Origin of the sequence: Desulfatitalea alkaliphila, from assembly GCF_022968795.1 — a bacterium.
Taxonomy (GTDB): Bacteria; Desulfobacterota; Desulfobacteria; order Desulfobacterales; family Desulfosarcinaceae; genus Desulfatitalea; species Desulfatitalea alkaliphila.
This window is the reverse complement of record NZ_JALJRB010000034.1, coordinates 1-17355: the sequence shown is the minus strand read 5'-3', so window position 1 is coordinate 17355 and position 17355 is coordinate 1. Positions and strand designations below refer to the sequence as shown.

8 protein-coding genes are annotated in these 17355 nt (G+C 64.2%); all 8 read left to right on the top strand.

The genetic code is table 11. From position 1 onward, the window contains the following. Window positions 1–250: 250 nt before the first annotated feature. Window positions 251–880 (top strand): MBL fold metallo-hydrolase, encoded by a 630-nt coding sequence (locus tag MRX98_RS19700; RefSeq protein ID WP_246914194.1) that lies wholly within the window; start codon window positions 251–253, stop codon window positions 878–880. Window positions 881–1253: 373 nt separating this feature from the next. Further along, entirely contained in the window at window positions 1254–2861 is a 1608-nt protein-coding gene (locus tag MRX98_RS19695; RefSeq protein WP_246914192.1) for a fumarate hydratase, read from the top strand. Window positions 2862–2910: 49 nt separating this feature from the next. Next, window positions 2911–5064: an acetate--CoA ligase family protein gene (locus MRX98_RS19690; protein WP_246914190.1), complete on the top strand. Its 2154-nt coding sequence runs from the start codon at window positions 2911–2913 to the stop codon at window positions 5062–5064. A gap of 540 nt (window positions 5065–5604) precedes the next feature. Beyond that, on the top strand, window positions 5605–7494 hold the full coding sequence (locus tag MRX98_RS19685) for a GNAT family N-acetyltransferase (RefSeq protein WP_246914188.1): 1890 nt from the start codon (window positions 5605–5607) through the stop codon (window positions 7492–7494). A gap of 196 nt (window positions 7495–7690) precedes the next feature. Next, window positions 7691–11341, top strand: coding sequence for a pyruvate:ferredoxin (flavodoxin) oxidoreductase (gene nifJ, locus MRX98_RS19680; protein ID WP_246914187.1), 3651 nt, complete (start codon window positions 7691–7693; stop codon window positions 11339–11341). Window positions 11342–11420: 79 nt separating this feature from the next. Then, window positions 11421–12107: a YkgJ family cysteine cluster protein gene (locus MRX98_RS19675; protein WP_246914185.1), complete on the top strand. Its 687-nt coding sequence runs from the start codon at window positions 11421–11423 to the stop codon at window positions 12105–12107. 190 nt (window positions 12108–12297) lie between these two features. Then, window positions 12298–13551, top strand: coding sequence for a metallophosphoesterase family protein (locus MRX98_RS19670; RefSeq protein WP_281432447.1), 1254 nt, complete (start codon window positions 12298–12300; stop codon window positions 13549–13551). Continuing rightward, on the top strand, window positions 13548–17355 hold a 3808-nt coding region (locus MRX98_RS22105; RefSeq protein ID WP_343217778.1), incomplete at its 3' end, for an ATP-binding protein. The genes MRX98_RS19670 and MRX98_RS22105, both read left to right, overlap by 4 nt.

Here is a 17355-nt window from a genome sequence, read left to right as displayed (position 1 = left end):
CAGTTTAAAGTTTAAAGTTTTAAGTTTAATGCAAGGAATTCTGCCGGTTAGAGATGGTTGGGGGAATTGGGTTTGTTGAGTTTGTTGAGTTTGTTGGGTTTTTCGGGTTGGCAGGTTTGCGCCATCCCCGTAGGGGCACGGCATGCCGTCGGTTGGATTTGGATCGGGTGGGATTGATCTCGAGATCGATTTGAAGGTTGTCGGAGGGCGTCCATGTCGGTATGGGTTGTCGCCTTGATTGGGGGTTGATTTGAAGGTTTTGCAGATCAAGTTGAGCCGGATGGAGGTGTTTTGTTATTTGGTGTGGGATGAGGTGAGCGGGGACGGGGCGCTTATCGATCCGGCTTGCGATGTGCCCCGTTTGCTGGAAAAGGCCCGCAAGGCGAGGGTTGCCATCACCCACGTGATCAACACCCACCACCATGCCGACCACACCGCCGGCAATGCCGAGGTGATCCGGGCCACCGGCGCCCGGCTCTGCATCCACGCCAAGGACGCCCCCTCCCTGGGCCGGATGACCCACCGCGCCTTCGCCCGCATGCTCGGCGGCAAAGGGTCGCCCAAACCCCATCGCCTGCTCAAGGACGGCGACGTGGTGCGCTTCGGCGCCACCAGCCTGACCGTGTTGCACACCCCCGGTCACACCCCCGGCGGCATCTGCCTTTACAGCCCCGGCCACCTCTTCACCGGCGACACCCTCTTCGTGGGCGCCGTGGGCCGCACCGACCTCAGCGGCGGCGACACCCGCCAACTGATCGAGGCGATCCACACCAAGATCTACACCCTGCCGGGTGAAACCATCGTCTGGCCCGGCCACGACTACGGCGACACGCCCACCACCACCATAAAAGAGCAAAAAAAATCCAACCCCTTTACCTGAAAAAAAGGTTCCGCCGGACCGGATTGCCCGTTCCCCTATCCGGCGGTGTCATTTGGATAGCAAAGATGCGCTTCCTTCGTCAGCGCATCCTATAATCTGATCATTATTTCCATGATCGCCGGTGGCGTAGGGCACGGCATGCCGTGTCCGAATGGGCCATTCGGGGATTCCCGGGCACGGCATGCCGTGCCCCTACGAGGGGGACAACCGACCCAACAAACTCAACCAACCCAATTCTATCTAATCGATAGAATTCCTTGCTTTAAACTTAAAACTTTAAACTTTAAACTTCCCTCCCAATCCTCTATACAGTTAAGTAAGTCAGCATTTATCGTAACGAGTAAGTAAATTAATTTCCACGGAGTTAACACCCATGACCGCATTCGCCTACCAGCCCATGTTTCCCACAGGCCCCGACGACACCCCTTACCGACTGCTCAGCGATGGCCACGTTTCCGTGGCGCAGTGCAACGGCCGCACTTTGCTCGAGGTGGATCCCGCGGGGTTGACCCTTCTGGCCAAGGAGGCCTTCCGCGACGTGGCCCACCTTTACCGTCCCGGTCACCTGGCGCAGTTGGCCGCCATTCTGGACGATCCGGACAGCTCGGCCAACGACCGCTACGTCGCCCTGGAGATGCTGCGCAACGCGGCCATCGCCGCCGAGATGGAATTTCCCATGTGCCAGGACACCGGCACGGCCATCATCATGGGCAAGAAGGGGCAGCAGGTGTGGACCGGCGGCGGCGACGAGGAGGCGCTTTCCAAAGGGGTCTTTCTGGCCTACACGGAAAACAACCTGCGCTACTCCCAGAACGCGCCCCTGGATATGTACACGGAGAAGAACACCGGCTGCAACCTGCCGGCCCAGATCGAGCTGTACGCCGTGGACGGCGATGCCTACCGCTTCCTGATGATCGCCAAGGGCGGCGGTTCGGCCAACAAGACCTATCTCTACCAGGAGACCAAGGCGGTGCTGACCCCCGGCAACCTGGTGCCCTTCCTGGTGAACAAGATGAAGAGCTTGGGCACGGCCGCCTGTCCGCCCTATCATTTAGCCGTGGTGGTGGGCGGCACTTCGGCGGAGCTGAACCTCAAGACCGTCAAGCTGGCCTCGGCCAAGTACCTGGATCCGCTGCCCACCCAGGGCGGCCCCGGCGGCCACGCCTTTCGCGACCCGGCCCTGGAGGCCGAACTGCTGGACCAGGCGCGCCGCTTGGGCCTGGGCGCCCAGTTCGGCGGGCGGGCTTTCTGCCACGATGTGCGCGTGATCCGGCTGCCGCGCCACGGCGCCTCGTGCCCCATCGGCATCGGCGTGAGCTGCAGCGCCGACCGCAACATCAAAGCCAAAATCACCACCGAGGGCATCTTCCTGGAGCAGTTGGAGACCGATCCGGCCCGCTATCTGCCCGAACCCGCCGGCAGCGAAGGCGAGGCCGTGTCCGTCGACCTGAACCAGCCCATGGAGCAGATTCGCGCCACCTTGAGCCGCTACCCGGTGGCCACCCGCCTGCTGCTCAACGGCACCCTGATCGTGGCGCGGGACATCGCCCACGCCAAGCTCAAAGAACGCCTCGACAGCGGCCAGGCACTGCCCGACTACTTCAAGAAGCACATCATTTACTACGCCGGGCCGGCAAAAACCCCGGCGGGGTATGCCTCGGGCGCCTTCGGCCCCACCACCGCCGGCCGCATGGACGCTTACGTGCCCCTGTTCCAGGCCCGGGGCGCCTCCCTGGTGATGCTGGCCAAGGGCAACCGCACGGCCGTGGTCACTGAATCGTGCAAACAGCACGGCGGCTTCTACCTGGGCTCCATCGGCGGTCCCGCCGCCCGTCTGGGCAAGGAGTGCATCACCCACATGGAGCTGATCGAGTTTCCCGAACTGGGCATGGAGGCGATCTACAAAATCACCGTCAAGGATTTCCCGGCCTTCATCCTGGTGGACGACAAAGGCAACGACTTTTTCCAGGGGCTGCTCTGAGCAACGGGCCCCGCAAGGATATTCAACGTTTTCCACAGAAAGGTGACCCATGAAAGATCTGGATGCCATTTTTTCACCGCGCTCCGTGGCGGTGGTGGGCGCTTCCACCACCCCCGGCAAGGTCGGCCATGACATTTTCGTCAATATCCTCAAGGGCGGCTACCGGGGCGTGCTCTATCCGGTCAACCCCAACGCCGAGTCCATCGCCTGCGTGCGGGCCTATCCGTCCATCGCCGACATCCCCTATCCGTTGGATTTGGCCATGCTCATCGTGCCGCCCAAGATCGCCCTGCAATCGGTGCAGCAGGCCATCGACAAAGGGGTCAAGGGGGTGGTGATCGTCTCGGCCGGGTTCAAGGAGGTGGGCGGCGAGGGTCTGGCCATCGAAAATCAGATCACCCAGTTGTGCCGCGATAACGACGTGCGCCTGGTGGGTCCCAACTGCCTGGGCGTGATCAACCCCCTGGCCGACGTGCGCCTCAACGCCAGCTTTTCGGCCCGCATGCCCAAGCCGGGTAACGTTTCCTTCATCTCCCAGAGCGGCGCCTTGTGCACCGCCGTGCTGGACTTTGCCGGCGAGCGCGATTTCGGTTTCTCCAAGTTCATCTCCATCGGCAACAAGGCCGACGTGGACGAGGTGGACCTGCTGCGCTACTTCCAGGACGACCCGGATACCGAAGTGATCATGATCTACGTGGAAGAGTTGCAGCGTGGCCAGGCGTTCATCGAAATCGCCAAGCAGATCACCGGCGGCAACCGGCCCAAGCCCATCCTGGTGATCAAGTCGGGCCGAACCAGCGCCGGGGCCCAGGCCGCCGCCTCCCACACCGGCTCCCTGGCCGGATCGGAAGCGGTCTACGACGCCATATTCGCCCAGTCGGGCATCATCCGCGTGGAGCGCATCGACGAACTGTTCGACTATGCCATCGCCTTCGCCTACAAGAATGAGAACGCCCTGGGCAAGATGCGCCGCAAGGTGCCCCACGGCAACCGCGTGGCCATCGTCACCAACGCCGGCGGGCCGGGCATCGTGGCCACCGACATGACGGTGGTCTCCGGATTGGAGCTGGCCACCTTCAGCGAAGAAACGGTGGAGGTGCTGCAGAGCCACCTGCCGGCCACGGCCAACGTGCACAACCCGGTGGACATCATCGGCGACGCCGCCCAGGACCGCTACGAGCGGGCCCTCAACGCCGTGATCCGGGACGAAGGGGTGGACGGCGCCCTGGTGATCCTCACCCCCCAATCCATGACCAACGCCATCGGCACCGCCAAGGTGATCGTCTCCATCGCCCAGCGGTCCCACAAGCCCATCCTCTGCTGCTTCATGGGTATCGTGGACGTCTCGGCGGGCGTCAAATATCTGCAGGAGAACGGCGTGCCGGTCTACCCCTTCCCCGAGCAGGCCGCCCGTTCCTTCGGCGCCATCTACCGCTACGCCAAGTGGCTCAACCGCCAGGAGCTGGCGCCCTACCACTTCAAGCACGACAAGGCGGGCGCGCGCAAAATCGTCGAAGCGTGCGTCAACGACGGCCAGTGCTACATGGGCGAGCTCACCGGGGTCCACCTGCTCAAGTGCTACGGCTTCGACGTGCTGCCCACAGAGCTGGCCCTCACCGGCGACGAAGCGGTCGCCAAGGCCGAGGAGATGGGCTACCCCGTGGCCATGAAGATCGTCTCCGCCCAGATCATCCACAAGTCCGATGCCGGCGGTGTGCGCATCAACGTGGCCGACGCCGAGGCCGTCAAAGCCGCCTTCGAGGAGATCGTGGCCAACGCCAAGGCGTTCAAGGCCGATGCCATCATCGACGGCGTGCTGGTGCAGAAAATGGCCCCCAAGGGACAGGAAGTGATCCTGGGCGCCACCCGCTACCCCAAGTTCGGCCACCTGCTCATGTTCGGCAGCGGCGGCGTCTCGGTGGAAGTGTTCAAGGACGTCACCTTCCGCCTGGCCCCCATCAACCGCAACAGCGCCCGGCAAATGGTACGCGGCATCAAGGCCTTCACCATGCTCAGCGGTTTCCGCAACATGCCCAAGGCCGACCTGACCATCCTGGAAAAGTTGATCGTCTCCTTGTCCGACCTGGTCACCGACAACCCCGAGATCAAGGAGCTGGACATCAACCCCCTCCTGGTCCACCCCGAAGGCCAAGGCGCTACGGTAGCCGACTGTCGCTTTATTCTCGAGCCGGAGGAGAACTGATCGAGCTTATTGGGTTGGGAAGGGAAAAAGAGTTTAAAGTTTAAAGCAAGGAATTCTGTCGGTTATATGATGTGTGGTTGGTCGGGTTGGCAGTGTTTGATGGGTGTTTTGAGTTGGATTGTTTGTTGATTGAGATGGTTTTTTGGCCTATCTGCAAAAATAGGGGCGTTGCGCGGGGGTGGGCTGACAGAGTTTGTTGGGTTGGTTGGGTTTGTTGAGTTGTTGGGGGGGTAGGGGATGGGACGGTTTCCGTCCGCCTGCCCCCTTCCTTTTTCACACCCCACCCCCCATCTAACCGACAGAATTCCTTGCTTTAAACTTTAAACTTTAAACTCTCTTTTTTCCCAACCCAACAAACGCTATTCAACTCAACAAACTCAACAAACCCAACAAACGCTGCCAACCCATATTGCCCTTACGAGCGAATTGTTCCATAATACATCCATCTTATCGGCGTGTCGCGCGGCGATGGATCCCTCTCCAAGGACGTGGTACTGGAACTGGCCCGGCGTGTGATGAAACGGTCAGGGGATGGGCGCCATGGGAAAAAAATCGACCTATTGGGCGGACAACTACATTCAAAAGCAGCGTTCGGCCGAGGATGCGCTCAAGCTGGTGCGGTCGGGGCAGCGGGTGTTCATCGGGTCGGCCTGCGGTGAGCCGCAGGCGCTGGTGCGGGCTTTGGCTGCCAACGCCCGCTCTTACAGCGATGTGGAAATCGTGCGCATGATGAGCCACGAGTCGGCGCCCCTGACCGAGATCGCCACCGAAACCTATGAGGCCAACCTGAGCATCCGCCAGATCTACCTTGGCGCGGCCCGCTCGGAGAGCTTCGCCCGCAACCTGCGCTTTGTCACCCCCATGAACATCTCCGAGGTGCCGGGCCTGTTCCAGAGCCGGCGGCTGCCCATCCACGTGGCCCTGGTTCAGGTGAGCCCCCCGGACGATTTCGGCTGGATGAGTTTGGGCATTTCCGTGGATGTCACCCGGGCGGCCGCCTATGCCGCCGAGACGGTCATCGCCCAGGTCAACCCGCGCATGCCGCGGGTCATGGGGCAGAGCTTCATTCATGTCAACGACGTGGATGTGATCGTTGTGCACGAGGAGGAGCTGCTGACCCTGACACCGGCGCCCCCTTCGGCCATCGCCACCTGGATCGGCCGGCACATCGCCCGCCTGATCGAAGACGGCGCCACCTTGCAGGTGGGCCTGGACGCCAAGAGCCAGGCCACGGTGCAGGCCCTTTCGCAGAAAAACGACCTGGGGTTTCACTCCCAGTACCTGACCAACGACATCATGCACCTCTATTCCATGGGGGTGATCAACAATCGCCGCAAAGGCTACAACGAAGGCAAAATGGTGGCCTCGGCGGCCCTCGGCGGCACGGAGCTGTACGAGTTTCTCAACGACAACCCGGCCATCGAGTTCCATCCCTCCGACTATGTGAACGACCCCTTTGTCATTTCGCGCCACAACCACATGGTCTCCCTCAACGTGGCCCAGAGTATCGATCTGACCGGCCAGGTGTCGGCCGAAGCCGTGGCCCACACCCTCTTTGCGGGGGTCAGCGGCATTCCCGATTTCGTGCGCGGCGCCCGGCGCGCCCCCGGCGGCAAATCGATCCTCATGCTGCGTTCCACTTCGGTGGACGGCAAGCAGAGCCGGGTCATCCCCGTGATGAGCAACGAGGCGGTGGTCGTGCCCCGCGGTGACGTGCACTTCGTGGCCACCGAATACGGCGTGGTCAACCTGTTCGGCAAGAGCCTGCAGGAGCGGGCCATCGCCCTGATCAGCATTGCCCACCCCGATTTTCGCGACGAACTGTTCGAATCCGCTAAAGAGGCCGGCATCATCGGTCCGGAGCGCAATCTCGGCGAGGCGGCCAAGGCGGTTTATCCGGTCAACCTGGAGGACGACCTGACCATAAACGGCGAAACCATCACCATTCGCCCGGCCAAACCGGTGGACGAGCGGCGCATCCAGGAGCACTATTACAGCCTTGCACAGGAGGACATCTTCCGGCGCTTTTTTCACGAAAAGACCAGTTTCGAGCGCTGGGAGGTGGAAAACAAGTCCCAAATCGACTATATCAAGGACCTGACCCTGATCGCCGTGGTGGGCGAAGCCGGCTTCGACCGGGTGGTGGGCGTGGCCGAGTACCTGCTGCTGGTCAACAGCAACCTGGCCGAGGTGGCTTTCACCATCGATCGGGATTACCAGGGCAAGGGTCTGGGCAAACGCTTTCTCAAAAAAATGGCCGATGTGGCCCGGGAAAACGGTATCGGCGGCCTGGTGGCCTACACCGCGCCGCACAACCAGGCCATGATCCGGCTGTTCAAGACGTTGCCCTACAAGGTGAGCACCGCCTTCGACGGCGAAGCCCTCACCCTGAGCTGCCGCTTCGACGAACTCAAGGACGACCTGAAATAGCCCCCGCCGTCATGTGGCGGCAGGGCGTGCGGGATGCCGTGGCGCAGCACTTTCGCCGGCGGGACCTTGCCGAAGGCCACTGGGATGGCTCGGTGCGCGCGCGTCCCATAAAACCTTGCCAACATAACCTGAATATGGTTTATTCTCCTCTTTTGGAACGTGTTCAAAAATTGCATCAACACAAAGGAGTATCCGCATGGCCCGAACAATGAAAACCCTGGACGGAAACACCGCGGCCGCCCATGTGGCCTATGCCATGAGCGACGCTGCCGCCATCTATCCCATCACCCCGTCATCCCCCATCGGCGAAATCTGCGATGAGTGGTCCGCCGAAGGCCGCAAGAACATCTTCGGCCAGCGGGTGCTGATCCGGCAGCTGCAAAGCGAAGCCGGCGCCGCCGCGGCGGTGCACGGGTCCCTGGCCGCCGGCGCCTTGACCAGCACCTTCACCGCCTCCCAGGGCCTGCTGCTGATGATCCCCAACATGTACAAGATGAGCGGCGAGCTGCTGCCCGGCGTGCTGCACGTTACCGCCCGCGCCGTGGCCGCCCACGCCCTGAGCATCTTCGGCGATCATCAGGACGTGATGGCCGTGCGGCAGACCGGCTTCTCCTTGCTCGCTTCTGCCTCGGTGCAGGAAGTGATGGACCTGGGGCTGGTGGCCCACCTGGCGGCCATCGAAGCCAGTGTGCCTTTCCTGCACTTTTTCGACGGCTTCCGCACCAGCCACGAAATCCAGAAAGTCGAGCTGATCGACTACGCCGACATGGCCAAGCTGGTCAACCAGGAAGCCCTGGCCCGCTTCCGCGCCCGCGGCGTCAATCCCGAGCGCCCCGAGCTGCGCGGCACCGCCCAGAACCCGGACATCTACTTCCAGGGCCGCGAAGCCGCCAATCCCTACTACCTCAAGGTGCCCGAGATCGTGGCGCAGTACATGCAGAAAGTGGGGGATCTGACCGGTCGGCCCTATCGCCTGTTCGACTACATCGGCGCCCGCGACGCCGAACACGTGATCATCGCCATGGGATCGGCCTGCGAAACCATCGAAGAGGTGGTCAACCACCTGGTGGCCAAGGGCCGCAAGGTGGGCCTGATCAAGGTGCGCTTGTTCCGCCCCTTCTCCGCCGAGCACCTGATCGCCGTCCTGCCGGACACGGCCAAGACCGCGACCGTGCTGGACCGCACCAAGGAGCCCGGCGCTTTGGGCGATCCTCTATACCTGGATGTGTGCACCGGCCTGATGGAACAGGGCCGCGCCCTGAAAGTGGTCAACGGCCGCTACGGGCTGGGCTCCAAGGAGTTCACCCCCGACATGGTGCTGGCCGTCTATGACAACATGGCCGCCGCCACGCCCCGCAACCACTTCACCGTCGGCATCGTGGACGACGTCACCCACACCTCTCTGGAAGTAAAGCCGGGTCTGGACGTGGCACCGCCGGGCACCGTGCAGTGCAAGTTCTGGGGGCTGGGGGCCGACGGTACGGTGGGCGCCAACAAGAGCGCCATCAAGATCATCGGCGACAACACCGACATGTACGCCCAGGCCTACTTCGCCTACGACTCCAAAAAGTCGGGCGGCGTTACCATCAGCCACCTGCGCTTCGGCAAAAGCCCCATCCAGTCCACCTATCTGATCAACGCGGCCGACTACATCGCCTGCCACAACCCGGCCTACGTGCACATCTACGACGTGCTGGAAGGGATCAAAAACGGCGGCACCTTCATGCTCAACAGCCCCTGGTCCCTGGAGGAGATGGAAGAAAAACTGCCCGCCGCCATGCGCCGCTCCATCGCCCGCAAGCAGCTCAAGTTCTACAACATCGACGCGGTCAAAATCGCCGGTGACGTGGGCCTGGGCGGGCGCATCAACATGATCATGCAGACCGCCTTCTTCAAAGCCTCCGGCGTGCTGCCCGTGGCCCAGGCCGTCGATTTCCTCAAGGGCGAAATCAAGAAGATGTTCGGTCTTAAGGGGGATCGCATCGTCAAAATGAACGTGGATGCCGTGGACCGCACCCTGGACAACCTGGTGGAAATCAAATACCCCGCAAGCTGGGCCGATGCCGCCGACACAGACCTGCCGGCCAAGGCGGAACCCGCCTGGGTCACCGAAGTGATGCGGCCCATGCTGGCCCAGCAGGGCGACAAGCTGCCGGTCAGCGCCTTTACCGTGGACGGCCTCTTCCCCGTGGGCACTACGCAGTACGAGAAGCGCGGCGTGGCCATCAACGTGCCCGAGTGGATCAAGGAGAACTGCATCCAGTGCAACCAGTGCGTCATGGTGTGTCCCCACGCCGCCATCCGGCCCTTCCTGGCCACCGAAGAAGAACTCAAGGCGGCGCCGGCCGATTATGAAGCCATCAAGGCCGTGGGCAAGGAACTCAAGGAGTACAAGTTCCGCATCCAGGTCTACACCGAAGACTGCATGGGCTGCGGCAACTGCGCCGACATCTGCCCGGCCAAGACCAAGGCCCTCGAGATGAAGCCCCTGGAAACCCAGCTGGCCGCCCAGGTGCCCAACCAGCGCTTCGCCGCCACGCTGCCCTCTCGCGAAACCCTATTCAAGCGCGACACCGTCAAGGGCAGCCAGTTCTACCCGCCCCTGCTGGAGTTCTCCGGTGCCTGCGCCGGCTGCGGCGAAACCCCCTACGCCAAGCTGCTCACCCAGCTCTTCGGCGAGCGCATGATCATCGGCAACGCCACCGGCTGCACCTCCATCTGGGGCGGCTCGGCGCCCTCCATTCCCTACTGCACCAACCAGGACGGCCACGGCCCCACCTGGGGCAACTCCCTGTTCGAGGACCCGGCCGAATTCACCTACGGCATGCTGCTGGGCCAACTCCAGCGGCGCAGCCAACTGGCCCAACTCGTCGCCGAAGCCGTGGCCGGCGACATCGACGCCACCGTCAAAGAAGTCCTCTCCAGCTGGCTGACCCACATGAAAGACCCGGCGCGCTCTCGCCAGTACGGCGACCAGCTCAAGCAGCTGCTGCCCCAACACACGGACAACCCCCTGCTGAAACAGATCCTGGGCATGGCCGATCTGTTCACCAAAAAGTCCTACTGGGTCTTCTGCGGTGACGGCGCCGCCTACGACATCGCCTACGGCGGCATCGACCACGTCCTGGCCTCGGGAGAAGACATCAACATCATGGTCTACGACACCGAAGTCTACTCCAACACCGGCGGCCAAAGCTCCAAGGCGACCCCCACCGGCTCCATCGCCAAGTTCGCCTTCTCCGGCAAAAAGACCGCCAAGAAGGACCTGGGCGCCATGGCTATGACCTACGGCTACGTCTACGTTGCCAGCATCGGCATGGGGGCCAACAAACAGCACACCCTCAAAGCCATGGCGGAAGCCGAATCCTACGACGGCCCCTCTCTGATCCTGGCCTACTCGCCCTGCATCAACCACGGCATCGCCAAAGGCATGGGCAAGACCCAGGAAGAGACCAAACTGGCCGTCGCCAGTGGCTACTGGCCTCTCTACCGCTACAACCCGAGTCTGGCCGAGGAAGGCAAAAACCCCTTCCAGCTCGATTCCAAGGCCCCCGACGGCACGCTAAAAGAGTTCCTGGCCGGTGAAGTGCGCTACGCTTCCCTCAAAAAAGTGTTCCCCGAAGAAGCCGAACGCCTGCACACCCAGCTCGCCAAGGAACTCACGGCCCGCTACCAACGCTACAAACGTCTGGCCGCCGAAGCCCCACCCGAACCCGAAGTGGAAACAGTCCAGGCCGACGCCGCGGCGGACGACCCGGCCGTCTGCACCCTCTCCACCACCGCCGAACACGGCCGCGCCGACGCCGCCGACGAACCCTGCGACGACGGCCGCGCCGGCAAAATCTAAACCAGAAAACCAATCCACATAACCAAGAGGCCGCCCCACCCGGGGCGGCCTCTCCCTTCAAAAAAACACCCAAAAACCCATGAACCAAAACCCCCAACAACCCCAACCCAACCCAAAAAACCCAATAAACTCAACAAACCCAACAAACACGTCCCCCCCCTGCCGTCGCTGCGGCACCTGCTGCCGCAAAGGCGGACCGGCCCTGCACCTCGCCGACGAACAACTGGTCACCAGCGGCCGCATCCCCCTCAAACACCTCTTCACCATCCGCCAAGGCCAACCGGCCTCCGACAACGTCCGCAACATCGTCGCCCCCGCCCCCACCGACATCATCAAAATAAAAAGCAGCGGCCCACACAACACCACCTGCCGCTACTACACCCCCGACCCCGTCGGCTGCACCATCTACGCCCACCGCCCCCTGGAATGCCGCCTCCTCAACTGCCGCGACACCCGCGCCATCGAACAAACCTACAACCAAAACCGCCTCACCCGCGCCCACCTGCTCCAGCGCATCCCCCACCTCGCCGACCTCGTCGCCGAACACCAAAATAAATGCGATCCCCACCACATCACCACCCTCATCCAAACCCTCAAAACCACCCCCACAGACACCCAAGCCCGCCACACCCTCAACCAAATCACCCGCTTCGATCACCACCTCCGCCAACTCACCATAGAAAAAACCAACCTCGACCCCGAACTCCTCGATTTTTTCTTCGGTACTCCCTTAAGCGCCATTATCAATAGGGGAACAGGCTATTAATCGGATGCAGACGGCGCCGAAAGGTTCATCTTTGTAGTTTCGGACTTGAACCTTGATGTATTCCATTCGGCTCACAAAGTGGAATTGCTTCATCATCCTAAAATACACTATTCTTTGCAAATCTTTGGATGGTGGATTTGGGGCATTTACATCTCTTGCCCGGTGTATTTGAGGGTGGTAGATATAGACTATGAAATTTATTCATGCGGCAGATATTCATTTGGATAGTCCTTTGCACCGGTTGGAGGTGTATGAGGGGGCGCCGGTGGAGGTGATTCGGGGGGCTTCGCGGCGGGCTTTCGAGAATTTGATTGGGTTGGCTTTGGCCGAGGCGGTGGATTTTGTGTTGATCGCCGGGGATTTGTTCGATGGGGAGTGGCGCGATTACAATACGGGGTTGTTTTTCGTGCGGCAGATGCGGCGGTTGGATGCGGCGGGGATTCCTGTGTTTGTGGTGGCGGGCAATCATGATGCGGCGGGGCAGGTGACGGGGGGGTTGCCCTATCCGGGCAATGTGGTGTTGTTCGGGCACCAGTCGGCGCAGACGCGGGTGTTGGAGGGGTTGCGGGTGGCGGTGCATGGGCGCAGTTTCGGGCGGCCGGCGGAGACGGAGAATCTGGCGGCGGGGTATCCGGAGCCGGTGCCGGGGTTTTTCAATGTGGGGTTGCTGCACACCAGCGTGACCGGGCGCGAGGGGCATGCGCCTTATGCGCCGTGTTCGGTGGGGGATTTGACGGGCAAGGGGTATGATTATTGGGCGCTGGGGCATGTGCATCAGTTCGAGCAGGTGACGTTGGATCCGCCGGTGGTGTTTCCGGGGTGCATTCAGGGGCGCCATATCCGGGAGGCGGGGGTCAAGGGGTGTGTGCTGGTGCGGGTGGACGAGGGGGGTGCGCTGGATGTGGCGTTGCGTCCCCTGGATGTGGTGCGTTGGGTGGTTTTGACGGTGGATGTGGCGGGGTGCGGGTCGCGGGAGGCCTGTCTGGATCGTTTGCAGGCGGTGTTGCCGGGGGTTTTGGCGGAACATGCGCCTTTGCCGGTGGTGGTGCGGGTGACGTTTGTGGGGGCGTGTGTTGCCCATGGGGTGCTGGCGGCCGATCCGGAGGCGTGGACCCAGGCGGTGCGGGCGGCGGCGCTGGCGGTGGGCGGCGAGGGGGTGTGGGTGGAGAAGGTACGGTTGGCCACGCGGCCCGAGGGTGCAGGGTCGGCGGCGGATGGGGGCGGTCCGATGGGGGAGCTGGCGGATTATTTGGCGGCTTTGCGGGCCGACGAGGGGGCGTTGGCCGATTTGGGAGAGCGGTTGGCGGATGTGTGGCGCAAGCTGCCGCCGGAGTTGCGGCGCGAGGGGGAGGTGGTGCGGCCCGATGATCCGGAGGGGCTGCGGGTGTTGCTGGACGAGGCCGAGGCGCTGCTGCTGCGGCGGTTGCGGGAGGAGCGATCGTGAGGATCGAGGCGCTGCGGCTGATCGCCTTCGGGCCGTTTACCGATCGGGTGCTGGATCTGTCCGGCGGCGAGGGGCGGTTGCAGGTGGTGTACGGCCCCAACGAGGCGGGCAAGAGTTCGGCGCTGCGGGCGTTGCGGCAGTTGCTGTTCGGCATTCCCCTGCGCAGTCCGGACAATTTTGTGCATCCCCATCCGCGCATGCGCATCGGCGCGCGGCTGGTGTGCGATGGCGGGGAGGTGCTGTCGGTGGTGCGGCGCAAGGGCCACTCCAAGACGCTGCGGGCGGAAGATGACGAGACGGTGCTGGACGATGGGGCGCTGGCGGCCTGTTTGGGGAACGTGGACGAGGGGTTTTTCAACCGCATGTTCGCCATCGGCCACCAGGAGCTGGTGGAAGGGGGCCTGGAGCTGGTTTCGGGGGGCGGCGATGTGGGCCAGGCGCTCTTCGCCGCCGGTTCGGGGCTGATCCGGTTGCGGGAGGTGCAGCAGGAATTGCTGCAGGCGGGCGAGGCGCTGTTCAAGGCGGGGGGCGCCAATCCGCGGATCAACCAGGCCTTGGTCGAGTTGAAGGAGATCCGCAAGGCGGAGAAGGTGGCGGTTTTGTCCCGCAGCGCGTGGCAGACCCATGACCGGGCGTTGCGCGCGGCGCGGCAGCGGATCGGCGAGGTGCAGGCGGCGTGGGATCGTTGCAACCGGGAGCGGGCGCGGCTGGAGCGCATCCGGAGTGCTTTGCCGTTGATGGCGGGCCGGTCCGAGATCATGGGCGCTTTGGCGGATTATGCCGATCTGCCGGATCTGCCGGAGGACTTCGGCGATCAGCGCAGGGCGGTGGAGACGGCACTGGCGTTGGCCGAGGCGCGGTGGCAACAGGCGCAGGAGACCATTGCGCGTGCTGTGGCACAGATGGCGGAACTGGTGTTGCCCGAGGCGCTGTTGGCCCGGGCGGATGCCATCGAGGGGTTGCAGCAGGCGTTGGGCAGCGTGAACAAAGCGCGCCGGGACCGGCCGGGTTTGGAGACCCGGCGGCGGATTCTGGAGAAGGAGGCGGCCGCCCGGCTGGCCGAGATCGGCGGAGCGGTGGATGTGCAGTGGGCGCGGGCGACGGCGCCGACCCATGCGGCGGTGGGGGCGATCCAGAAGCTGGGCGAGCGCTATGCGCGCTTGACCACCCAGCGGGAGACGGCCCTGGAGCGGCGCCGGCAGTTGGCGGCCCGGGTCCGCGGATTGCACCGGCAAGGGCGCACCCTTGCGGCGCCGCGGGATCTGGCGGGGCTCAAGGCGGTGCTGGAAGAGGCACTGCAGGCCGGTCCGCTGGCGGCCCAGGCGGCCAAGGAGCGGGCGGCGCTGGACCGGCTGGGGGAAACGCTGGCGGCGGAGCTGCGGCGCCAGACGTTGTGGGATGGTGATCTGGCGGCTTTGGAGACGTTGGCGCTGCCGGCCGCGGCGGCCATCGACGATTTTGAGACGCGGTTGGCGGCCGTCGAGCGGCGCGGGGAGCAGCTGGCGGCCGAGAAGGCCGCGACGGCCAAGGAGCTGGCGCGCGTCACGGCCGATTTGCAAGGGTTGGATCAGTCCGGGGCGGTGCCCAGCGAGGCCGATCTGACGGCGGCGCGGGCGTTGCGGGACCGGGGTTGGGTGGCGATTCGGCGGTTGTTGGTGGGTGTGGCGTTGGATGACGGGGCGCCGGATGACGCGACGGCGGATGATGCGTCGGTGGTTGATGGGGCGGTGGATGATGGGTCTGCGGCGGTGGCGTTGATGAAACAGTTCGCGGCGGCCGGGGATCTGCCCGAGGCCTACGCCCAGAGCGTGGCGGCGGCCGACGGGATTGCCGACCGGCTGCGGCGGGAGGCGGAGCGGGTCAATCGCAAGGGGTTGTGGCTGGCCCAGCAGGCGCAGCACCAGGTCGCCTTGGAGGGGGTGACGGCCGATTTGGCGGCGGCCGAGGCGCAGGTGGCGGAGGTGCGGGCGGCGTGGCATGAACTGTGGGCGCCGGCGGGCATTGTGCCGCGGGGCCCCAAGGAGATGCGCGCCTGGGCGGCGGCCATGGCGGCCTTGCGCGAGAAGGCGGCCGACTGGCGCACGCGGGGCGAACAGGCCCGGCGGCAGGCGGCGGACCTGGAAGCGGTGCGGCGGCGGCTGGCCGGCGCGCTGGCCGATGCGGGACGCGCGGCGGCGGGCGATGCGCCCTTGGCCACCCTGCTGCCCATGGCCAAAGCGTTGCTGGCCGAGCAGGAGAAGCTGCACAACGAGCGGGCCAATCTGGAGCGGGAACTGGCGGCGCGGCAGGGCGAGCTGGAGGAGGCGGTGTCCCAGTGCAAGGCCCTGGATGACGCCCTGGCGGATTGGAAGACCCAGTGGGGCCGGGCCGTGGCCGCCATCGGGTTGGATGTCGAGGACGATCCGGCGGTGGCGCTGGCGGTGATCGAGGCCATTCGCCAGGCGCGGGCCAAGATCGAGGAGGCCGACACCCTGGGCAAGCGGTTGGACGGCATGGACCGGGATGCGGCGGCCTTTGCCGAGCAGGTGGGGACCTTGACGGCGCAGTTGGCGCCGGAGTTGGCAACAGAAGCGCCGGAAACGGCCGCCGCCGGATTGACTGCCCGGCTGGCCGCCGCCCGCGAGGAGCGCTCCAAGCGGCAAACCCTGCTGGAAATGAAAAAGCAGGCCGAGGCCGCCCGCGATCAAGCGCGGGAGACCATTGCCCGTAACCAGGCCCAGCGCGAGGCGCTCTGCCGCCAGGCGGACTGCGACGATCCGGCCCGGCTGCCGGCGGTGGAGCAGCGGGTTCAGGCGCGGGACCGTCTGCGCGCCGAACTGGACGCCATCGACGGCCAACTGCGCGCCCTGAGCGCCGGCGCTACGGTCACGGCCTTCGTGGCCGATGCCGCCACCGAGGATCCCGACACCCTGGAGGCCCGGCTGATAGACCTCAACGAGCAGGTCGCAGCCCTGGATGAGGAGCGCTCGCGTCTGGACCAGACCATCGGCACCGAGAAGAGCGAGCTGGCCCGCATGGACGGCAACGCCCAGGCGGCCCGCCACGCCGAGGCGGCGGAGCATGTGCTGGCGCGCCTGGAGGCCGACGTGCGGCAATATGCGCGCCTGCGCATCGCCACCGCCGTGCTGGCCGGGGCCATCGAGCAGTACCGCGAAAAGCACCAGGGGCCCCTGGTGCAACGCGCCGGCGAGCTGTTCGCCCGCCTGACCCTGGGCAACTTCGCCACCATCCGCGCCGAGTATGACGACAAGGGAAAGCCAGTGCTGGTGGGGGTGCGTGCGGCGGTTGGTGGGGAGGGCGCGGGTGTTGGGAATGCGGCCGGGGGGGATGCGGCTGCGGGGAATTCCGAGGTGGAAAACGGTGCCGGCAGCGGTGATGCGGGCGGTAGCGGGAGCGACAGCGGTTGTGGCAGCAGGAGCGTCTGCGGTAGCGTGAGTGTCAGCGGCAGAGGGAACGGCAGCGGGGACAGCAGCCGGAGCGGTAGCGACAAGGGTAGCGGCAACGGCGGCGGCAAGGGTTGCGGCGAACTGGTGCGCGTGGAAGGCATGAGCGACGGCACCGCCGATCAGCTCTACCTCGCCCTGCGCCTGGCCGGCCTGGAGCAATACCTGCAACACAACACCCCCCTGCCGTTCGTGGTGGACGACATTCTGCTGCGCTTCGATGACCAGCGGGCGACGGCGACTTTAGAGATTCTGAAGGAGTTGGCGCAAAGGACGCAGGTTGTTTTTTTTACGCATCATGGGCATTTGGTTGATTTGTCCGAGGCGGTGGGAGGGGCGAGGGTTAAGGCCCTATCGGGCC